This is a genomic window from Apibacter sp. B2912 (assembly GCF_009827835.1).
Classification (GTDB): Bacteria; Bacteroidota; Bacteroidia; order Flavobacteriales; family Weeksellaceae; genus Apibacter.
Genome location: NZ_WINV01000001.1, coordinates 554,031 through 576,855 on the forward strand (window position 1 = coordinate 554,031; position 22,825 = coordinate 576,855).

A 22,825-nucleotide genomic window follows, 5' to 3' on the forward strand; every position below is an offset into this window, starting at 1 on the left:
GCTGTATTATTGTTCTGTTGTTTGTGTCTGTTCTGCAGAGTTTGATGTTGCAGAAGGTTTAAATTCGTTAATTACATATTCTGCAACTCTCCACATATCTCCGGGTAAAAGTTGCCCCGCATAAGATCCCATGGCATTTCTTCCATGTTCCATAACATAATGTACAGATCCGACTGTTATATCCCTATCTTTATAATTAGGTACTCCCGAAAATGCTCCAGATTGAACAATATCACCTTGTCCGTCTCCGGCTGTACCATGACAGGCTGAACATGTTTTTATATATAAATCTTTTCCTCTGGCTAAGTCCTTATCTTTGTTTAAAGGATTTAGCGGTGAAACCGTTATTTTTTTAGAAGCATCGTATCCTTCAGGGGTGTTTGGCAAATCCATAGGTAGGATTCCTTCGGGATTTTGAGCTATAGTTCCGGGTACAGGCGCTAATGCGGTTGCTCCTCCTTGCTTTGAAAATAAAGGAACCGTCGTTCCTTGTTCTCCATAAGCAATTACTGCCTCTTGATAAGGATCATAAGCTACCGGATAGTACATATCTGGAAAATAAACCAAACTGGGTTTTTTCTTACTACAAGAAATTATAAACAAACTTCCTGTTATAGCAAAAAGAATATATTTAGTTATTTTTTTCATCTTCAATTTTTTTTACAGTTATTTCCTCAACACCTGTAGCTATCAAAATTTCCTTTACTTGGTCGTAATTTTGATTAGAAATTTCAACTAAAAATTTATCATCGGTAGTCCTTGGATCAGGATTTTGAGCTTTTTGTCCCGGATAATGCTTGTTTAAAATAAGGTATGTAATGGACATGAGGTGAGCGGCAAAAAATACTGTCAGCTCAAACATAATTGGAATAAAAGCCGGCATATTTTCTGTCCAAGTAAAACTCGGTTTTCCCCCTATATTTTGCTGCCAATCATAATTCATCGTATACCAAGTAAGCACAGAAGCAACAGCTAACCCCATAGCTCCATAGAAAAAAGCAAATTCAGACATTCTCGATTCTTTTAATCCCATTGCCTTATCTAACCCATGTACCGGAAAAGGTGTATAAACTTCATTAATTTCAATTCCTCTATCACGAAGTTGCTTAACCCCATCTATAAGGAGATCATCATCTCCGTATAAACCGTAAATAATTGTCTTAGTGGTGCTCATTTTCTAAATGATGTTTTTTATACCCTTCACTTGATGTTTTTATAATTGTCTTCAATTCTGCCTGTGCTATAACCGGGAAAGTTCTAGCATACAACAGATATAATACTGAAAAGAAACCTATCGTTCCGATGAATATTCCTACGTCTACAAAAGAAGGTTGGAACATTGTCCATGAACTTGGTAAATAATCCCGTGACAGATTGATAACAATAATATCAAATCTTTCAAACCACATACCGATATTTATAACAATGGAAACAATGAAGGTCCATAGAAAGTTTCTTCTTAATTTTTTTATCCATAGAGAGGCAGGAATTAATACATTACAAAGGATTAATAACCAAAATGCCCACCAATACGGTCCTGTGGCAGCTCCAACTGAGAAATAAGTAAAATCTTCATATCTGCTACCTGAATACCATCCGATAAAGAATTCCGTAATATAAGCTACAGTTACCATACCTCCTGTCACAACTATTACTATATTCATATATTCGATATGCTTTTGAGTGATATAATCCTCTAAATGACATACCTTTCTAACCACGCTAAGCAAGGTTTGAACCATAGCAAAACCGGAAAATATAGCACCCGCAACAAAATACGGCGGATATACTGTTGAATGCCATCCTTTAATAACTGAAGTTGCAAAGTCAAAGGAAACAATGGTATGAACAGAAAAAACTAAAGGAGTTGCAAGACCTGCCAAAACTAATGACACTTCCTCAAATCGTTGCCAATGCTTTGCTTTGCCTCCCCACCCAAAACTCAATATAGTATAAATCTTTTTAGTTACCGGTTTAACCGCTCGATCTCTAACCATGGCAAAATCAGGAATTAGTCCGATATACCAAAAAACCACAGATACCGAAAAATAGGTACTGATGGCAAATACGTCCCATAATAAGGGGGAGTTGAAATTGGGCCATAAAGTTCCGAACTGGTTAGTTATAGGAAATACAAAGTAAGCTAACCATATACGTCCCATATGAATACATGGGAACATGGCAGCCTGAACCACCGCAAAAATAGTCATGGCTTCCGCCGAACGGTTAATGGAAAGTCTCCATTTTTGACGGAAAAGCAATAATACAGCAGAAATCAATGTTCCTGCATGACCTATTCCTACCCACCAAACGAAATTTGTAATATCCCATCCCCAATTTATCGTTCTGTTTAGTCCCCATACCCCTATTCCGGTACCTATCGTATAAGCGATACACCCTACTCCATAGATAAAGGCTACTAAAGCAATATAAAAAGCAAACCACCAAAGCTTCCCGGCTTTGGTTTCAATAGGACGGGCAATATCTTCTGTAATGTCATGATAGGTTTTATCCCCTAAAATTAACGGCTCGCGAATAGGTGCTTCGTAATGTCCTGACATAGTAACTTTCTTAAAATTTTTATGATTCTTTTCTATTCCTAATTTTGTGCTGATAGAATACATTAGGTTTTGTTCCTACTTCTTCTAACAATACATATTTCCTTTTATCTTTTGATAGCCTTGCAATTTCTGATGAAGAATCATTAATATCTCCAAATTTAATTGCTCCACTAGAACAAGCCAGTGAACATGCTACTTGAAATTCTCCATCTTCCACTTTTCTGCCTTGTTTTTTAGCCTCTAAAATGGTAGCCTGAGTCATTTGTATACACATGGAACATTTTTCCATGACTCCTCTGGAACGAACAACTACATCCGGATTTAATACCATTCTTCCTAAATCATTATTCATATTATAGTCAAACTTATTGTTAAGCGCGTAGTTGAACCAATTGAAACGACGCACTTTATACGGACAGTTATTGGCACAATAACGTGTTCCTACACATCGATTATAAGCCATATGATTTTGTCCTTGTTTTCCATGAGAAGTAGCCGCTACCGGGCAAACCGTTTCACAAGGTGCATGATTACAATGTTGACACATCACCGGTTGGAAAATTACATCCGGATTAGTTGGATTCGGTTCAATTAATTCCTCATACATAGGAACTTGATCCAAATTTTCCAAGATTTCTTCTTTTTGCTCTATTCGCTTTTTAGAAGAATAATATCTGTCTATCCGTAACCAATACATGTCTCTTGACATCCTTATTTCTTCTTTTCCAACTACGGGAACGTTATTTTCAGCTTGACATGCTATAATACAAGCACCACATCCGGTACACGCATTTAAATCAACTGAAAGGTTGAAATGTGGACCGTCTGTACTGTCATAATCTCTCCATAGATCTACTTTATTCATAGGAACTTCTCCTACATATGAATCCATTTTTAACGGCTCATTCCATTCTTTAGGATCAACGTTTAAGAAAGTATCTAAGGAAACTTCTCTTGCTATTTCATACCTACCCATCAAGGTACCTTGCATTTGCATTGATGCAAATTCATGCATTCCTTGAGTCGGTTTAATAGTTATGTTATATTGAATTAAATTAGAGTTAAGATAAAAAGGATAGGCATTTATTCCGGTTTGACCTACTTTTCCTGATTTTGATTGACCGTATCCTAAGGCTAATCCAATCGATCCTTTAGCTTGTCCCGGCTGAATTAATGCCGGAACACTTTTTATTACTTTTCCATTAACCGTTAAATCTACTAAGGAACCATCCAATTGCATTCTGCCATTGGTCTCATTCTTAATTCCTAATTGTTTAGCATCTTCTAATGAAATTGTAATATAGTTATCCCATGCTAGACGAGAGATAGGGTCCGGCAACTCTTGCAACCAAGGATTATTCGCTTGAACTCCGTCTCCAATAGCTGTTTTAAGATATAAGTTTAATTCAAAAGTTCCCGCTTTAATAACTGCTAAGTTAGATAATGCCTGTTCCGCATTTCCTCCGATTACATTTAATTCTGTAATTTCAGATGTTTCATTGTATCCATTATATAAAGCCTGATTAAAACTATAACCTAATTTAGTTCCTAACTGCATTTGCCAATATTGTTTTAAATAATTATAATAAGCATTGGTTTGCTGGGGCGTTGCTGTAGTAGTATAGGTAGAATTAAACGGAGTAGTTACATTTTGAACCGTATCTTTTTTAGATTGAGTAGCTAAAGAATCAACCGATGGAGTCGAACCAACGGGAGCAACTGTGGTATTTTCTTTAACCGCATTTGTTTGTAATTCTGCATTTCTCCAAACCAATAATGAATCTTGAAATTGACGAGTATCAAAAATTCTTTGGATGGTTGGTTGTGATAATAAGTATATCCCTGTTGCCGGATTTAAATCTCCCCATGATTCTAACCAATGAGGAACCGGTGCAATGGCTTTACATATAGAAGCTGTTTCATTTTCATATTCTGAAAGAGATACAGAACAATTTACCTTTTTAAATAAATCTTTCAGTTTTTCTCCCTCTGAATATGAATAAATCGGATTAGTATTAAAGTTAAGTAATACTCCTACTTGTCCGGTTGACAACCAAGATAGTAATTCCGAAAAACGTGCATCATTGGATTCTTTAGTCAATAATACTTTATCCTTTCTAACTGCTAATGAATTTAATTTTTGATTTATCAGATTGGCTATCATATAGGCTGATTTATCGCCTTCCGCAAATACAACCGCTTTTGAACCTTTTTTTGTGAGTTCTTTAGCTATTTTTTGAGCAGTAGGATTGGAAGAAGTTCCTTCCAATGCTTTGTACACTTCGCCCAATAATTTTTGAACTTCCGAAGGTTTTAACGGCATTCTTTCATCGGAACTAGCCCCTGATAAACTTAAATTGGATTCAATTTGAATATGCTTAAGCATAGTTTTCCCCGGGGTTTTGGCTTTTGCATAATCTGCCTCAAAATGTCCTCCATTCCAATCATTCAAAAAATCAGCACCAAAAGAAACCAATAATTCGACTTTAGTTAGATCATATAATGGTAAAGCTCTTACTCCATAAACCTCTTCAGCAGCATCTAACGCCGGTGAATAGGAAATCGCATCGTAAACGACATGTTCTGTGCTTGGGTATATGGTTGTAAAATCTTCAATGATTTTTTTAGTGGAGGGAGAAGGTAAAGATGGGGTTAAAATTACAATCTTTTTACCCGAAACCTTAGCTGCCTGTAATTCTTTATTTACATAGTCATCTAATGATTTCCAATCAGTTTCAGATCCATTCAGTTTAGGTGCTTTAGCTCTGTTATTGTCATATAATGAAAGAACAGAAGCTTGACTTCTGGCTGTGCTTTCACCAAAAAAGGCTGCATTTTTATTACTTTCAATTTTAATGGGTCTTCCTTCCCTTGTTTTAACTAAAACACTGGCAATGTCAAATCCATTGTAAAGAGTTGAGGCGTAATAACTGGGTACTCCCGGAATGATACCTTCGGGTTTAACCACATAAGGTACCGATTTAATAATTGGAGCTTCACAGGCTGCTAAAGTTACAGCTGCTGTTCCAAAACCTAAGAATTTTAAGAAATCTCTTCGAGAAGTTTTTGTAGAATACATTGCTTGATTATCTCCTAAAAATTCATCGATAGGAAGCTCTTCTACAAATTCATTTGCTGCTAATTTCTCTGGTAGTGAAGGATCTTGTAATTCTTCTAAACTCCTAAATTTTATTTTATCTTTTGAAGCCATAATGATCTTCTGATGATTTTAATTAATTAATAATGACATTTACCGCATTCTAAACCTCCTATGGCATCTACCGTTATTTTAGATTTATCTTCTCCATATTCTTTCTTCAATTTTTCATGAAGTTTATTGAAGTAAGCTGCATTATATCCATTGGTCATATCGACTTCTGTGGTACGGTGGCAATCTACACACCATCCCATTGTGAAATCATTCGCCATTCTTACAACATTCATGGTATCTATGGAACCATGACAGGCTTTACATACCACGTCAATTTGATGATTCGGGTTCTTTTTATTGAAATCGGCTATTATTGTTTTTTCTCCTGCCACTACGTGTTGTGAGTGATTAAAATATACGAAATCCGGCATATTATGAATTCTTTCCCATTTCACCGGTTTTTGTTTACCTGTGTATTTTTGGTTTTCTTCATCCCAACCAATATGGTCATAAATTTTCTTAATTTCAGCAGTATAGAATTCTTTAGATTTGCCCGGTTCGATATATTTTCCGGTATATTCGCTGATATTTCTATGACAATTCATACATACACTTAGAGAAGGAATTTCGGAAACTTTTCCATATTTTGCTCCGGAATGACACAATTGACAATTGATTTTATTTTCTCCTGCATGAATTTTATGTGAAAAATAAATAGGTTGATCCGGTTCATAACCTTTATCGACTCCTATTCCCATCAACCAAGCCCATACTCCGTAAAAAGATAAAGCCAATAGTAAAGTTACCAATCCATACAAGCCCCCTTTGTATTGTACATAAAATTGTGAAAAAGTTCTAATTCTTGTAGATTCAAGTTCTGATAATTCAGCGCTAGATGTTTTTAGTTTTACTAGTTTATTGATTTTCAGTAAGGTAAAAATCAATATTACCCCTATTGAGGCAAAGGAAAGTAAAATATAGTTAAGATCATTTGATGTTTTCTTTTCAACTACGGCGGGAGCAGCTTCTTCCGGTGGAGCCGGTGGATTTTCAAGATAGGCTAAAATATCATCGATATTTTGTACTGATAATCTGCCTTCGAAAACATCCATAGCAATTTGATTGTTCTCTTCGAAGATTTTATTCGCACGCTTATCTCCACTTTTTCTTAAGGCTTCATTATTCATGATCCATTTTTGGATCCATTCTACATCAGCGCCTTCTTCAGTTAATTTTGTTACAATTCCTTTTAGTGCAGGTCCTGTAAGTTTTCGGTCTAACGCGTGACAAGCGGTACAATTGTCTTTGAATAATTTCTCTCCATTCTTTACATCTCCATTTACTTTCTGCGCTAAAACAGAAACACTTGTAAAGAGAGTCAGCATACAGACTGCTATAATTTTATTCATAATAATTGATTTCAATTGAATGAAACTTATTTATAATATAATTGTCCCATTAAAAGCGACTTATGCAAAAATAAAAATATGCTCTATATTGCCAAATGTTTTTTTTAACATATCTTTTAGTTTTTGTTAATTTGTAATTATTCTAAATAACGACCGCTTTTATCTAGCTGTTAAACAGCTTATTAAATTGAAATACACGCAAATAACCTTTCTAAAAACCAGCTTAAAAAACAGCTTTTTTTATCTTATACGGCAAAAATTACTCATTTTTTCTAGCCAAAAATCGTGTTAATTTAATACCCATATCTAAAAAAATGATTTTAGCACTTCCATTTCTTTCAATATGAAAAAATGCGTTATTAATTTCTTCTAAAATATCTTCTATATTTTTTCCGTGAACAAAATGACTAAAATTATCCCATTTAAAGTTTTCATATGTTAATGGATTATTTACTAAGCTTGAGGATTCGTAATTTTGTAGTAAGGCTTGTCTAAAAGTTTCAGCACAAAATTGTAAGAAATTCTTTTGTTTTTCTCTACCCCAAGCAGATATTTCTAAAGACCAATCTACTATTTCTCTTAAAAATTGTGGTTTTTTAGGAGCCATGACCGCTGCACGGTTCCATCGAATAAAATATTTCTCGAATTCTTCTTGTAAAGTATTGTTTTTTATTAGTTTACAAGCTACATCCCAATCACCTTCAGCTCTTTTTGCTAAAATATCGGCCGTTTCTTTGTCTAAGGAAAACCTATTTTGTAAATGATCGGATATTTCATTATTTTCCAAAGCATTAATAGTTATTTTTTGACAACGAGACAATATGGTTGGAAGAATTTTTTTATCATCTTCAGCAATGAGTATAAACAAAGTTTTAGCAGGCGGTTCTTCCAATATTTTAAGTAATTTATTGGCAGCTTCTACTCTCATAGTTTCTACCATCCAAATTATTTGAACTTTATATCCTCCTTCAAAACTTTTTAAGTTTAAGTTATCAATAATATTTTCAATTTCTTTAACAGAGATGATCCCTTGTTTTTTATCTTCATTAATATATGCATACCATTGGTTTATATCCCTATAAGGATCTTCGATAATAAACTCCCTAAACTGTTTAATGTAGTCGGAACTTATGGCTTCTTTTTTTTCTGTTGAATTATTAATGGTAGGAAAAGATAAATGCAAATCGGGATGTTGCAATTGATTAATCTGTAATAAACATTTTTCAGATTGTTTGCAAATAACTTCTGAAGCATAGGCAAGTGCAAGCGGTAAAACTCCGTAACCCGGTTTTCCTATATACAGTTGCGCATGGCTAATTCTATCTTCCTTGATTGAATTTTGCAATTGCTTTTTTAAATTTTGCTGACCTATTATTTCATCCCATTTCATGTAAACAAAGATAGATCAACTTTTCTAATTCACTTACTTTTATATAATAATTGAATCACTTGGTAAGTTTACTTTTTTATCTTAGGCTTAATAAATTTAGTTTTATATAGACTGACAATCGATAGCCGAAAATCGTTTCCATTATTTACTAAAATGAATAAAAGACAGGATATCTCTAAATTGTTCATAAGTTGTTTAGATGAATTTACATATATGAATAATTATTGCACTAGTTTATTAAACGTTACATCTAACTTCTAAAAAATTGTTTAGAAAAAAGATAGGTCTACCTTATAATTTTGCATATTTTTGAAACTGATATGGAACAACTAGAATCTAAATACAATAAAATTCCTAAATCCAACAAAATCATTAACTTAGAAAAAGGAAAGCTTCCCCCTCAAGCTATTGATTTAGAAGAAGCTGTACTAGGTGCCATGATGATCGATAAAAAAGGGTTAGATGAAATTATAGATATTTTATCTCCCGAAGTATTTTATAAAAGAGAGCACCAACTAATATATGAAGCCATTGAAGATCTTTTTAAGCAAACAGACCCTATTGATATTCTTACTATATCCAATAAATTAAGATCTCAAGGTAATTTGGAGGCTGCAGGAGGTGATTTTTATTTGATTCAACTTTCCAACAAAATATCTTCTTCGGCTCACATTGAATACCATTCAAGAATTATTCTTGAAAAATATATACTTAGGAAACTCATCGAAATATCATCTAATATGATTGAAAAATCATATGATGAAACTTCAGATGTTTTCGATTTGTTGGATTATTCTGAAAGTCAGTTATATGAAATTACCAACGGTACTTTGAAACGAACTTTCAATGAAGCGAAAAATTTAGTTTCCAATGCTTTAAAAAAGATTAAATCTTTAGAATCTAAACAAGGAATGAGCGGTATCCCTTCAGGATTTAAGCATGTGGATAAAATTACTGCCGGTTGGCAACCTTCGGATCTTATAATTATTGCAGCAAGACCCGGTATGGGTAAAACGGCTTTTATTCTTTCCATGGCCAGAAATATTGCCATAGGGGCAGAAACTCCGATCGGTGTATTTTCATTAGAAATGTCCGCAGAACAATTGATGATGCGTATGATATCCAGTGAAACCGGAATAGAATCTGAAAAGTTGAGAAAAGCCAATTTATCCGAATTAGAGTGGCAACAACTTTATTCCCGAGTTAATAAATTGGAAAATGCGCCGATATTTATAGATGATTCTCCCGGGATTTCTGTTTTCGATTTGAGAGCTAAAGCTCGTAGACTTGTTTCTCAGCATGGAGTAAAAATGATTATGATCGATTACCTCCAATTAATGTCGGCAGGAGGAAAAGGTATAGGAAATAGGGAGCAAGAGATCGCTACGATTTCTCGTTCACTAAAAGCTATTGCTAAAGAGCTTGAAATACCTGTTATAGCACTTTCGCAGTTATCCCGTTCTGTGGAAACTCGCGGAGGAAGTAAAAAACCTTTACTTTCGGACTTAAGGGAATCGGGGGCTATTGAACAGGATGCCGATATTGTAACCTTTATATATCGACCGGAATATTACAAATTAGATACTTGGGAAGACGGAACACCTTGTACAGGTCAAGCAGAATTTATTATTGCAAAGCATAGAAACGGTGCTCTCGAAGATGTTCGATTGCGTTTTACGAGTTCTCAGGCTAAATTTTCGGACATCGATGAAGATTACTTTTCCGTACAGGAAAGTATAAGTTCTACCACTTTTGAAAGTAAAATTAATGATGAAACTTCATTTGACAGTTCCATAAATATTCCATCTATTAATCCTAGTGATTCGTTTGGAATTGATGATACTATTGATGATCAGGATTCTGATATGCCTTTTTAAATCTTTGGCAGCATCTTGTGAGTCTTCTGCGTATTTTTAGCATTTAAATCAAGTATAATTAAAATAAAAAACACTCACTATATAGTGAATGTTTTTATTATGATAACGAAAATATTATTAAATTTATTTTTTTACAGTATCCACAACCGCTTTGAAAGCTTCTGGATGGTTCATAGCTAAATCTGCAAGAACCTTTCTATTTAAATCTATATTTTTTTCTTTTAGTAAACCTATAAATTTAGAATAAGAAAGACCGTATTGTCTGACACCTGCGTTAATTCTCTGTATCCATAAAGCTCTGAAATTTCTTTTCTTTTGCTTTCTACCTACATAGGCATATTGCAAACCTTTTTCAACAGCATTTTTCGCTACTGTCCAAACATTTTTTCTTCTCCCGTAATAGCCTTTAGCTAATTTTAGGACTCTTTTTCTGCGCGCTCTTGACGCTACTGAATTGACTGATCTTGGCATACTTTTTTGTTTTTTTGAAGTGGGTGGAAGTATTTTTTATCTTCTCTTCTTTTACCCAATCCAGGGTTAAACTTTTAAATGATTTTTAAAAAACCGGAATATCTTTAAAAAGATATCCTCTCTTACTTAATTAATAATTGTCTTTTAACGCTTTTTTCGTCTGCGATATCTACTAAAGTAGAATACGTCAGATTACGTTTACGTTTTGTGCTTTTTTTAGTTAAAATGTGACTTTTAAATGCATGTTTTCTTTTAATTTTACCTGATCCGGTAATTGAAAAACGCTTTTTAGCACCTGATTTTGTTTTTAATTTTGGCATTTTCTTATTTATTTACCTCGTTATCAATGCTACAAAATTAGATATTTTTCAAAAAATAAACAAATCATTTATCGTATGCTAATTTAATTTCATCAATATCAATTTCTTTAACTAATGAGGTAAGGTGAATAGTGATACTATCATTTTTAATATTATTTATTAGTGCAATTTTTACATTATTAAGATCGGGCTTTTGATTATTGATTGAATAAATTCTCCACTTTTTATTTTTAGAATTTAAAGTTATTGTAGCAGTCTTGTTAAATAATATTTTAGTTTTAAACTTATTATTTTTTTTATCTAATACTACTACATTATTCTTTGAATCTCCCAAAAGATACCCCGGTATTGTTATAAATTTATCATATTCACGTATCCCCAATTTATCCCCATATTTATTCATGAATAATGTGGGATTATAAGAATCATTGATGGAGAAAAGAACAGGCTTATATTTTCTTAAAAATTCATTATTTTTTTTAAGTTCTGCTCCTATTCTAAAGCTTGGATTTGATTGTCCTACTGTAAATATTAGTATATCAGAATTACGTTTCAAAATATAATTTACATCCCCTAATTCATGCCCTATAAATCCTCCTTTAGCATAATCTTTGGGTGGGTGTCTAGCGATATAATAATCATTTAAACCTAACATATCCAAACAAGGCAAATTAGATGAATAGGGTATACATCCGGCGGCTGTAACTCCTAACAAAGGCTGTTGTTTATAAAAACCTCTTTTCAAAAATTCTCCTAATAGTAAACCATCCCATTCCCATTTTTCATGTTTAACAATTTTATTGCTAGAATAATTGATTTGCAGATATAAATAGCAAGGGATACATATAAAAGTAAATATTGCTAAAAAATATTTTGTTTTAAAAAATTTAAAATTACATTTTATAAATCCTTCTATTAAAGCATAAGTTAAAATTACATAAACAAGAACAAAGTGCCTGAATGCCGGGAATATATCACCTCCAACCAAGGTTACATATACTACCCAACTACCCATCACAGCTAAAAGGTAGATAAATTTACTGTTCTTTTTAACAATTGAAAAATATATAATAAATAGTATACCTATTATTGAAAAAGGCAAAGTATTTTTAAGAGCTCTAGCTGAATATATAAATCCTAACAAAATAGTATATAAGGTAACTTTAGCTTTAACAAAAGCGGTATTTGGTAACCATTCTCCATAATAATTTAACCTAAATAGTAATTGAATAACGTAAAAAATTATAGGTAAGGAGAGGATTTTTATCAGAAAAGCAATTATAAATTTATACGGTCTTTTTTGATATAGTAAGAAAAAAAAGAAAAAAAAAGAAGTTATAACTGAAAATAAAACCCCATCGGGTCTTGATATAACTAAAACAGCTAAGGAAATAGAAAGTAACCAATTATATTTTCTAAAATTATATAAATCAATAATTTTAAAGACAGAATAAATCATTAAGCAAATAGACAAAGTGTATAGAGGCTGTTCTAAACCGGCTATTGTCCAAGTAGCGAATGCAGAGGTACAAATAAGAAATGATAAACCTACAAAAAGAGCATTAAAATCTTTATCTTTATAATATAAATAAATGATATAAAGCACACTAATACTACAGATAAGACCTGCTAACCTTAGGGATAAAATTAAGTTAAATCCTAATTTACCGAAAATAGATATTAATAGTATCCATGATAAATTAGAATATCCTTCAACAGGTCTTTCATTATCATTCCATGTTAATCCTTTACCTTGTAAAAAACGATCAGTGTATCGTAAGGAAATCAAACTATCATCTGACAGATACGGGTAATAATAGTAACAATGTAAAATGAATAGAGATATTAATAATAAAAATAAAAATCTTTTCACATAAACGTTTTAATTTTTAAATTAAAAATTATCCATTTCTTATCCTATTTTTTGGGAGACATCATCATAATCATTCTTTTCCCTTCGAGCTTTGGCATTTGCTCTACTTTACCCCATTCTTCTAATTCTTGCGCTAATCTTAATAATAAAATTTGTCCTTGGTCTTTAAAAACAATGGAACGCCCTTTAAAGAAAACGTAAGCTTTTAATTTTGAACCTTCTTCCAAAAATTTTTGAGCATGTTTCTTTTTAAATTCGAAATCATGTTCGTCGGTTTGTGGTCCAAAACGAATTTCTTTAACCACTACTTTGGTTTGCTTAGATTTGAGTTCTTTTTGCTTCTTTTTCTGTTCGTACAGGAATTTTTTATAATCAACAACTCTACAAACAGGTGGATTTGCACTTTCTGTGATCATTACCAAATCCAACTCTAAATCTTCGGCAATAGCTAATGCTTCTTTTATAGGATAGATTCCTTGAGTAACATTATCTCCTACTAAACGAACTTCCGGAACATCAATTTTTCCGTTAATTTTGTGTTCTGGCTCTTGCTTCTTTGGGATATACTTCCCTCTTGAATTATTTCTGTTAAGTGCTATGGTATTTAAATTTTATTGATTATTTGTTGCTTTTTTCATCATCGTTACTACTTCTTCTAAAGAAAAAGTACCTAAATCTCCTTCTCCACGTTTACGAATCGACACAGTATCGGAGGAAGCTTCCTTCTCTCCTACTACAAACATGTAAGGAATTTTATTGATCTCTGCATCTCGTATCTTTTTACCTGTCTTTTCGTTACGATCGTCTATTCGTCCGCAAATATCCGAATTTTCCATTAAATCCAAAACTTTTTTTGCATAATCTACATACTTTTCACTAATAGGAAGTATAATAAACGGTTCAGGACTTAACCATAAAGGTAAATCTCCGGCAGTGTGCTCTAACAGAATGGCTACAAAGCGTTCCAAAGAACCGAAAGGCGCTCTGTGTATCATTACAGGACGATGTTTTTCATTATCTGCTCCTATGTAATAAAGATCAAACCTTTCCGGTAAATTATAGTCTACTTGAATAGTACCTAATTGCCAGTTTCTACCTAAGGCATCTTTAACCATAAAATCGAGCTTTGGTCCGTAAAAAGCTGCTTCGCCATATTCAACAACTGTCTGCAATCCTTTCTTTTCAGCTGCTTGTTTAATCGCATTTTCAGCTTTCTCCCAATTTTCATCACTTCCAATGTATTTTCCTTTATTTTCTTTATCTCGCAATGAAACTTGGGCTGTAAATTCGTTAAATCCTAATGATTTAAATGTATATAATACGAGATCAATTACATTTTCAAACTCCCCGATCAATTGATCCGGAGTACAAAAGATATGGGCGTCATCCTGAGTGAATCCTCTAACTCGAGTAAGTCCATGCAACTCTCCACTTTGCTCATATCTATAAACGGTTCCAAATTCTGCGAATCGTTTCGGTAAATCTTTATACGACCAAGGGGAAGATCGATAAATTTCACAGTGATGTGGACAATTCATCGGTTTTAATAAAAATTCTTCACCCGCATTAGGTGTTTTTATAGGTTGGAAGCTATCTGCTCCGTATTTTTCATAATGACCGCTAGTAACATACAAATCTTTATGCCCGATATGAGGGGTTGCTACAATTTCATATCCTGCTTTTCGCTGTGCCGCTCCTAAAAAGTCAATAAGTTTTTGTCTTAGTTTTGCACCTTTTGGTAACCATAAAGGTAATCCTGCTCCTACTTTTTCGGAAAAAGTAAATAATTGAAGCTCTTTTCCTAATTTTCTATGATCACGCTTTTTTGCTTCTTCTATTCTTTCTAAGTATTCAGTTAATTCTTTTTGTTTTGGAAAAGAAATTCCATAGACACGAACCAACTGTTTATTTTTTTCGTCGCCTCTCCAATAAGCCCCTGCTGCATTTAATACTTTTACGGCTTTAATTATTCCGGTAGAAGGAATATGTCCACCTCTACACAAATCGGTAAAATTATCGTGTGTTACAAATGTGATCGATCCATCTTCTAAATTTTCAATTAATTCAGTTTTAAAAGGATTATCTTTATAGGCTTCTAATGCATTATTTTTAGAAACAGAACGGATTGCGAACGTTGAGTCTTTTTTGGCATTTTCCAACATTTTCTTTTCAATTTTTTCAAAATCTTTTTCTGAAAAAACTTCATCTCCAAAATCAACATCGTAATAAAATCCGTTTTCAATGGCCGGACCAATAGTTAATTTGGCATTTGGATAATACTCCATAATTGCCTGTGCCAGTAAGTGGGCAGAAGAATGCCAAAACGCTTTCTTACCTAAATCATCATTCCATGTTAATAATTGTACCGCTGCATCCTCCGTAATAGGATCGGTAATTTCAACTTGTTTACCATTTACTATTGCAGAAATTGTATTTCTAGCCAAACCTTCAGATATGGATTTGGCAATGTCCAACGGTGTTACGGAATTTTCAAATTCTTTCACACTTCCATCAGGAAGAGTAATTTTTATCATTCTTCTAAAATTTTTAGGATACAAATTTACGAAAGTTTTATAAATGAAATTATTGCGTTTTTTAAATATATCGAAAATAATTTTTTATTTATTCTTGGATTGCAATTATCTCTTTACTAAATTGTTATCTTTATACTAAAACCTTTTTTGTTTTTTATGAATATAAAAAATATTTATTGATTTTATTCAACTGTTTTTAAAAATTTTTGCTTGAAGGAGTTTAATCAAATCTTGAGGATTTAGTTGAATTTGTAATCCTCTTTGTCCGGCACTAATGTAAATGGAATCGAAATTCAAGCAGGATTCTTCTATATAGGTTGGAAATAATTTTTTCATGCCTATGGGTGAGCATGCTCCTCTGATATAGCCCGTTAATCCTATTAGATTTTTCATCGGAATTAAGTCGCATTTTTTATTACCGGATAATAATGCCATAAGCTTTAAATTAATTTCTTCATTTCCGGGAATTACACAAACAAAATAACCGTTTTTATCCCCTTCTAATACCAAGGTTTTAAATACCTGATTTATATTTTCCCCTAAAGTCTCTGCTACATGTATGGCGCTTAAATCATTTTCATCTACTTCATAGGGAATAAGATCATATGTAATTTTATGTAAATCTAGTAGTCTGGCCGCATTCGTTTTATGTATTTTCTGCTTACTCATGCAAATATTTCTCAGACTTTAATTCTTGACTTAATTTTTTATACAATTTATCTTTCAAATTCTAATACCATTCCTCTTACTTCTTTTACTTCCCCTTCACTGTAAGCTAATTTTCCGTTCAAAAAAGTTTTTTCAACGGATGAACTAAAAGTTATATTTTCTAACGGTGACCATCGACATTTGTAAAGAATGTTCTCTTGTGATACTGTATATGGCTTTTCAGGATTAATCAAAACTAAATCTGCATAATATCCTTTACGTATATAGCCTCTTTTTTTAATCTGATACAGTTGAGCCGGAGCATGACACATTTTAGTAATAACTTTTTCTTTGGTAATTTTCCCTTGTTTAACCAATTCTAACATCATCACTAAAGAATGTTGTACTAAAGGACCTCCTGAGGCAGCTTGCAAGCATCCGCCTTCTTTTTCACTCAATAAGTGCGGAGCGTGATCAGTTGCAACAACATCTAATCGATCTTCTACAACTGCTTTAAGTATAGAATCTCGGTCTTTTTTTGTTTTTACTGCGGGATTCCATTTGATTTTGGATCCTAATTTTTCATAATCTTCGTCGGTAAACCACAAATGGTGTACGCAAGCTTCTCCGGTAACTTTCTTTTCTTCTAATGGTTTATTTTCAAATAAACTCAATTCTTTTTCTGTGGATATATGTAAAACATGAAGACGTGTTCCATATTTATGGGCTAATTCAATTGCCTCGAATGAGGATTGATAGCAAGCTTCTACGCTTCTAATTAAAGGATGACAGGGTATGGGTATATATTCGCCATAAATAGCTTTATATTTTTCGATATTTTTCTTTATAATTTCTTCTTTTTCGCAATGAACTGCAATCAGCACATTAACCTCAGAAAAAATAGTCTCCAGGGCTTTTTTATTGTCAACCAGCATATTTCCTGTGGATGAACCCATAAATATTTTTATTCCGCAAACCTTCTTGGGATTAACTTTCATTAATTCTTCTCTATTATCATTGGTCGCTCCCAGGTAAAAAGAATAGTTAGCATACGATTTTTGTGAAGCAAGGGCAAACTTATTTTCCAAGGCTTCAATTGTTGTGGTCTGTGGATTGGTATTAGGCATTTCCATATATGAAGTTACTCCACCGGCTAGAGCAGCACGGCTTTCACTATGAATATCTCCTTTATGGGTTAATCCCGGTTCTCTGAAATGTACTTGATCGTCGATAACTCCGGGAATCAGCCATAAACCTTCTGCATTTATTTTGGTTGATTGAGCGCTAATTTCCGCAGGAACCTCGCCTCTGTATATTTCGGAAATGATATCTTTTTCCAGTAAAACCGATCCTATAAACGATTGTCCTTCATTTATAATTGTAGCGTTTTCAATAAGTATCATTTGTTTATTTATTTGAAGTTAATGTCCTGCTGTTTTGGAAAATAGGTTTATAATAAGTACGCCTATGATGATAAATACGATTCCAATAATAGCCGGAATATCTAATTTTTGTTTGTATAAAAAATAGCCTGAAAGACTTATTAATACAATTCCTATTCCTGACCAAATAGCATAGGCTATCCCGATTGGTATGACTCTAATGGCTTTAGTCAGGCTATATAAAGCTGCAAAAAAGAGAGCAAAAAAAAGGACTGTTGGTTTCCATTTGGTAAATTCTTTAGTCATCGGAAGTAAAGAGGTCCCAGCCGTCTCTAAGCATATAGCTATAAATAAATAGATATAGGATTTCATATTAAAATAGTTCTGATTGATTGCCCAGCATTTTTATTTTGCCTAAATGTTTATAGGCTTTTTCAGTTGCCTCTCTACCTCTGGGTGTACGCATAAGATAGCCTTCTTGAATTAAAAAAGGTTCATATACTTCTTCTAAAGTTCCCGGATTTTCTCCTACTGCTGTTGCTATAGTTGTTAATCCTACCGGTCCTCCTTTAAATTTATCAATAATGGTACTTAAAATCTTGTTATCCATTTCATCTAGACCGTGTTTGTCTACTTTTAACGCTTCTAAACCAATTTCAGAAATGGTAAGATCTATCTTTCCATTACCTTTAATTTGCGCAAAATCTCTGATTCTTCGTAGCAACGCATTGGCAATACGCGGAGTTCCTCTGCTACGGGATGCAATTTCTATGGCAGCCTGTGTATCTATCGGCATATTCATTATGCGCGAACTTCTTTCCACAATACTGCTTAATAATTCTGTGTGATAGTATTCAAATCTAAAGTTAATTCCAAAACGTGCTCTAAGCGGAGCTGTTAACAATCCTGAGCGGGTCGTTGCTCCAATTAAGGTAAAAGGATTTAAATTGATTTGAACTGATCGAGCATTGGGCCCGCTTTCAATCATTATGTCTATTTTATAATCTTCCATGGCTGAATACAAGTATTCTTCAACTATGGGAGAAAGCCTATGGATTTCATCAATGAACAGTACATCATTTTCTTCCAATCCGGTCAATAAACCTGCCAGATCACCGGGCTTATCTAATACAGGCCCTGAAGTGATTTTTATTCCAACATTTAATTCATTTGCAATGATATTAGCTAAAGTAGTTTTACCTAGCCCCGGAGGACCGTGTAGTAATACATGATCCAAAGATTCGCGTCTTAATTTGGCAGCCTTTACAAAAATCTCCAGATTATCCATAATATGAGATTGACCTACAAATTCGTAAAAACTTTTAGGACGCACCTGCTCTTCTTGAGCAATATCTTCTTTTGAATATTTATTCTTATCCGGATCTAATAAATCTGACATTTTGTAAATTTAAAACTTCTGGAGAAATATAAAAAGTAAACAACTTTAAAATTATTATTTACAATTTTTGAATTGTTTTCTTCCTTTTCTTAAAGATGATAGTTTCTTAATCTCTAATTTTAGATTAGAAATTGGAAATAAAAAAACATTTTAAGGTTTTATCAGCTAAATAATTTTGTAAATAATAAAAGGAAAATTAATTTCAACAACAATTGATATAAATAATAAATGATTTATTTCTTGGAATAGTCTTTTTCCAAATTTTCACATTTACCACTCATTTACCTAGTAAAATTGTCAATTGAAATGAGTTGATACCATATCAGTATCTGCCTAATTTCAAAATGTTTAAATTTTTTAATCTAACCCGAAAATTACAACTATTAGAAAAATTGCTACTTATTGATCAAGTAACTTATTTAACTAAAAGAGATACTATGTGTTGAGCCGTTTCTGAAGATAATGATAATAGGGGTTGAGGATAAATTCCACAAACTATAATTAAAGCCGCTATTACGATCAATCCTAATTTAGTTTGTAAATTAATATCTTTCTGACCTTCTAAAAATTCTTGATTTCCTTTACCAAACATTGACATTCCGTACATTTTGGTAATATAAACGGCACATAAGATTAAGGTTAATCCGGCTATAATTGCTCCCCAAATGCTTAATGTAAAAATACTTTTCAATAAAAGGAATTCACCTATAAATGCATTGGTTAACGGAACAGCCATAGTTCCAACAGAGATTATCATAAATAAAACAGCTAAAAATGGAGCTTTAGATGCTAATCCTCCCATTTTACTTAAATCTCTGGTACCGAATTTTTTAATTAATACATCCGCTACATAAAATAAACCGACTACATTAACTCCGTGTGCCAACATTTGAATTGAGGCTCCTTCAATACCGGTACTATCAATACCGCAATGCATGGATACGATTGCACTTGCAAATATACCGGCAGCAATAAGTCCCACGTGTGCCATTGAAGAAAAAGCAATAAGTCGCTTAATATCTTTTTGAACGATAGCGATTAAAGATGCATATACAATTCCAATAATTGATAAAATTAAGGCTATGGAACCGGAAGTTCCTCCTACAGCTTCAGGTGACAGAGGTAATAAATATCTGATGATACCAAATACTCCCATTTTAAGCATGATACCGGATAATAACATGGAGCCTTGGGTAGGAGCCATTGTGTAGGTATCTGCTTGCCATGTGTGGAAAGGGAATATGGGTAATTTGATTGCAAATGCTAAGAAAAACATCCAAAAAATGAATGTTTGTGCTTGTGCAGGAATTTTAACTGCATATAAGGCATTTAAGTCAAATGAACCCGCTTGCAAGTAAACATATATTAGTGCAACCAGCATAAATAAAGATCCAAAAAAAGTATAAATAAAAAATTTATAGTTTATTTTCAATCTGTTTTCACCTGTTCCAAAAATTCCACATATAAACCAAATAGGAATTAAAGTTATTTCCCAAAATATATAAAACATTAAACCATCTAAGGAGGAGAAAATACCCACTAATCCAAATTGCATTAATAAAATTAATGCATAAAAGCCGGAAGGGCGTTCATCGTTCCATGATGAATAGAGTATAATTGGCGTTAATACATTGGTTAATAGAAGCATTAGGACAGTTAATCCGTCAACTCCGAAATGTAATGTAGATTTAATCGGTGAAAAATACAACTCTTTTCCAAATTCAAACTGAATTCCTGAATCTGCTTTGAAATTACACCATATAATAGCGGTTAATACCAATTCGGATATTGCAATTATAAATGCTATATATTTTGAAATATTCCCTTTTAAGGCAAATAATAAGCCTGATCCTATGATTGGTAAAAGTAGTACTGCTAAAGTTAACATTATATCTTTTTACTTTTTGTATTTTAATTAATGACTTAAAAATTCTGCAACTAATAATAATATGAATATTCCCAAGGACATTGCAAATACATAAAATTCTACATTTCCGTTTTGTATTAGTCTAAGGACACTTCCGCATCCCTTAACTGTTTTTGCTGTTCCTTCTACTATTCCGTTTATTATATATTTATCAACTATATTTTTTAGAAATTTTCCTAAGTTTAAAACCGGATTAACAATGACTTCATTATAAAATTCATTGATATAAGCAGCATGTGCTGAAAATTTTTCCCATCCGGTCATATTTTCTACAATAGTTGCCTGTACTTTTCGGGTAACATATATGTTGTAGGTAACAAGGGCTACCATAGCTATTACAGCTAAAGTTATTCCTAGTAACATCATTTCAGTACCTAAAGAAGGTTCTTGATGTATAGGTAAACCTACATAAATAGGATGCAACCAATGCGACAATTTTTGAGAAATTCCTTCTCCTAAATAATGAGGTAAGTTTATTCCTCCGCCAACAACGGTTAATAAAGCTAAAACCAATAAAGGAATGGTCATTATAGCCGGACTTTCATGCAAATGTTTCTTTTGCTCCTCAGTACCTTTGAAATCTCCAAAGAATGTAAGGAATAGTAAGCGAAACATATATATACAGGTTAAAGCAGCTGAGAATAAGGTAAGTCCCCAAATAATTTTGTTTTTAGTCCAAAGTGCTACTAAAATTTCGTCTTTAGAGAACATCCCTGCTAAAGGTGGTATTCCGCAAATAGCTAATGTTCCAATTAGGAATGTCCAATAGGTTACCGGGATTTTTTTTCTTAATCCTCCCATATATCTCATATCTTGTTCTCCACTCATCGCATGAATAACACTACCCGCACCTAAAAATAATAAAGCTTTAAAGAATGCGTGAGTGATTACATGGAATAAAGCAGTAGTGTAAGCTTCTGCTCCTAAAGCGGTAAACATAAGTCCCAGTTGTGAAACTGTTGAATAAGCCAACACTTTCTTTATATCGTTCTGTCTTAATCCGATGAATGCTGCGAGTATAGAAGTAGCTAAACCAATATACATGATAAAATCAAGAGTAATCGGCACTAAACTATAAATGGCATTGGATCTGATAATCATATAAATACCTGCTGTTACCATGGTAGCGGCGTGAATTAATGCAGAAACCGGTGTAGGCCCTGCCATCGCATCAGGTAACCATGTATAAAGTGGTATTTGAGCAGATTTACCCATAGCTCCTATAAATAGAAATACAGTAGCTGTAATTAATATAGGATCATTTAACTTAAATAAATGGGCTTTGGCTGCTATGTCGGAGTATTCTACACTTCCAAAGTAATAAAATAACATGAATATTCCTATTAAGAGCCCTAAATCTCCTATTCTATTCATTACAAATGCTTTTCTGGCAGCATATCCATATTCTTTATTGGTATACCAGAAGCCAATAAGTAAATAGGAACAAAATCCTACTCCTTCCCATCCTATAAATAGTATTAAGAAATTACTTCCCATTACTAACAATAGCATGGAAAATATAAAGAGATTTAAATAAGAAAAGAATTTATAAAAGCCTTTATCTTCATGCATATATCCAACGGAATACAGATGAATTAAAGATCCGATTCCTGTAACAATCATCATCATCACTAAGGATAATTGATCTATTTGAAAGGAAAAGTTAACTTTTAAAGCGTCAACTGCAAACCAATTAAACAGGGATGCTTTAACGGGTTCTGTAAACGTGCAAAATAAATATACGGATAGAAAAAAAGGTATCCAAACAGCAAGATTAGCAATTGTTCCTACTGCCGTTTTAGGCATTTTACTTCCAAAAATTCCACAAATAATAAATCCTATAAGTGGTAAAATTGGTATTAAATATATTATATTCTCCATTT

Annotated in this window: 18 protein-coding genes; 1 reads left to right on the plus strand and 17 read right to left on the minus strand. The window is 32.9% G+C overall.

The window, feature by feature from the left end:
• Window positions 1-6 precede the first annotated feature (6 nt).
• The 6 genes from GFV01_RS02550 to GFV01_RS02575 form a co-directional block, all read right to left on the minus strand.
• The gene (locus GFV01_RS02550; RefSeq protein ID WP_105296733.1) at window positions 7-648 is read right to left on the minus strand and encodes a cytochrome c; all 642 of its coding nucleotides are present in this window, start codon (window positions 646-648) and stop codon (window positions 7-9) included.
• Window positions 632-1,174 (minus strand): DUF3341 domain-containing protein, encoded by a 543-nt coding sequence (locus GFV01_RS02555; RefSeq protein ID WP_160541743.1) that lies wholly within the window; start codon window positions 1,172-1,174, stop codon window positions 632-634. Before GFV01_RS02555 ends, GFV01_RS02550 begins: the two co-directional genes overlap by 17 nt.
• A complete protein-coding gene (gene nrfD, locus GFV01_RS02560; RefSeq protein ID WP_160557295.1) occupies window positions 1,161-2,561 on the minus strand; it encodes an NrfD/PsrC family molybdoenzyme membrane anchor subunit in 1,401 nt (466 codons plus the stop codon). Before nrfD ends, GFV01_RS02555 begins: the two co-directional genes overlap by 14 nt.
• Window positions 2,562-2,580: 19 nt before the next feature.
• Window positions 2,581-5,772, minus strand: a complete 3,192-nt coding sequence (locus GFV01_RS02565; RefSeq protein WP_160564592.1) for a TAT-variant-translocated molybdopterin oxidoreductase — start codon at window positions 5,770-5,772, stop codon at window positions 2,581-2,583.
• A gap of 26 nt (window positions 5,773-5,798) precedes the next feature.
• Entirely contained in the window at window positions 5,799-7,121 is a 1,323-nt protein-coding gene (locus GFV01_RS02570) for a c-type cytochrome (RefSeq protein ID WP_160564594.1), read from the minus strand.
• A 259-nt stretch (window positions 7,122-7,380) separates the two neighbouring features.
• Window positions 7,381-8,511, minus strand: a complete 1,131-nt coding sequence (locus tag GFV01_RS02575; protein ID WP_160564596.1) for a DNA polymerase III subunit delta' — start codon at window positions 8,509-8,511, stop codon at window positions 7,381-7,383.
• Window positions 8,512-8,831: 320 nt separating this feature from the next.
• Here GFV01_RS02575 and dnaB point away from each other — a divergent pair, with 320 nt between their 5' ends.
• Complete coding sequence (gene dnaB, locus GFV01_RS02580; protein ID WP_160556962.1) at window positions 8,832-10,388, plus strand: replicative DNA helicase; 1,557 nt, start codon at window positions 8,832-8,834, stop codon at window positions 10,386-10,388.
• A gap of 123 nt (window positions 10,389-10,511) precedes the next feature.
• On the opposite strand, the gene rplT is transcribed toward dnaB, so the two are convergent.
• From rplT to nuoL, 11 genes are all read right to left on the minus strand, one after another.
• Complete coding sequence (gene rplT / locus GFV01_RS02585; protein ID WP_105296739.1) at window positions 10,512-10,859, minus strand: 50S ribosomal protein L20; 348 nt, start codon at window positions 10,857-10,859, stop codon at window positions 10,512-10,514.
• 122 nt (window positions 10,860-10,981) lie between these two features.
• Window positions 10,982-11,179, minus strand: a complete 198-nt coding sequence (rpmI, locus tag GFV01_RS02590; RefSeq protein ID WP_105296740.1) for a 50S ribosomal protein L35 — start codon at window positions 11,177-11,179, stop codon at window positions 10,982-10,984.
• A gap of 64 nt (window positions 11,180-11,243) precedes the next feature.
• Window positions 11,244-13,052 (minus strand): hypothetical protein, encoded by a 1,809-nt coding sequence (locus GFV01_RS02595; protein ID WP_160564598.1) that lies wholly within the window; start codon window positions 13,050-13,052, stop codon window positions 11,244-11,246.
• Between the two features lie 44 nt (window positions 13,053-13,096).
• Window positions 13,097-13,615 carry a translation initiation factor IF-3 gene (gene infC, locus GFV01_RS02600; RefSeq protein ID WP_255410571.1) on the minus strand — a complete coding sequence of 173 codons (519 nt, stop codon included), beginning with the start codon at window positions 13,613-13,615 and terminating at the stop codon, window positions 13,097-13,099.
• A gap of 48 nt (window positions 13,616-13,663) precedes the next feature.
• Window positions 13,664-15,586 (minus strand): threonine--tRNA ligase, encoded by a 1,923-nt coding sequence (gene thrS / locus GFV01_RS02605; protein WP_160564600.1) that lies wholly within the window; start codon window positions 15,584-15,586, stop codon window positions 13,664-13,666.
• 186 nt (window positions 15,587-15,772) lie between these two features.
• Window positions 15,773-16,255, minus strand: a complete 483-nt coding sequence (gene ybaK / locus GFV01_RS02610; RefSeq protein WP_160541736.1) for a Cys-tRNA(Pro) deacylase — start codon at window positions 16,253-16,255, stop codon at window positions 15,773-15,775.
• A 47-nt stretch (window positions 16,256-16,302) separates the two neighbouring features.
• Entirely contained in the window at window positions 16,303-17,637 is a 1,335-nt protein-coding gene (locus GFV01_RS02615; protein ID WP_160564602.1) for a dihydroorotase, read from the minus strand.
• 18 nt (window positions 17,638-17,655) lie between these two features.
• A complete protein-coding gene (locus GFV01_RS02620; protein ID WP_105296745.1) occupies window positions 17,656-17,988 on the minus strand; it encodes a multidrug efflux SMR transporter in 333 nt (110 codons plus the stop codon).
• A 1-nt stretch (window position 17,989) separates the two neighbouring features.
• A complete protein-coding gene (gene ruvB, locus GFV01_RS02625) occupies window positions 17,990-19,015 on the minus strand; it encodes a Holliday junction branch migration DNA helicase RuvB (protein WP_160541733.1) in 1,026 nt (341 codons plus the stop codon).
• 415 nt (window positions 19,016-19,430) lie between these two features.
• Window positions 19,431-20,903 (minus strand): NuoM family protein, encoded by a 1,473-nt coding sequence (locus GFV01_RS02630; RefSeq protein WP_160564604.1) that lies wholly within the window; start codon window positions 20,901-20,903, stop codon window positions 19,431-19,433.
• A gap of 27 nt (window positions 20,904-20,930) precedes the next feature.
• Window positions 20,931-22,823 (minus strand): NADH-quinone oxidoreductase subunit L, encoded by a 1,893-nt coding sequence (gene nuoL, locus GFV01_RS02635; RefSeq protein WP_160564606.1) that lies wholly within the window; start codon window positions 22,821-22,823, stop codon window positions 20,931-20,933.
• Window positions 22,824-22,825: the final 2 nt, after the last annotated feature.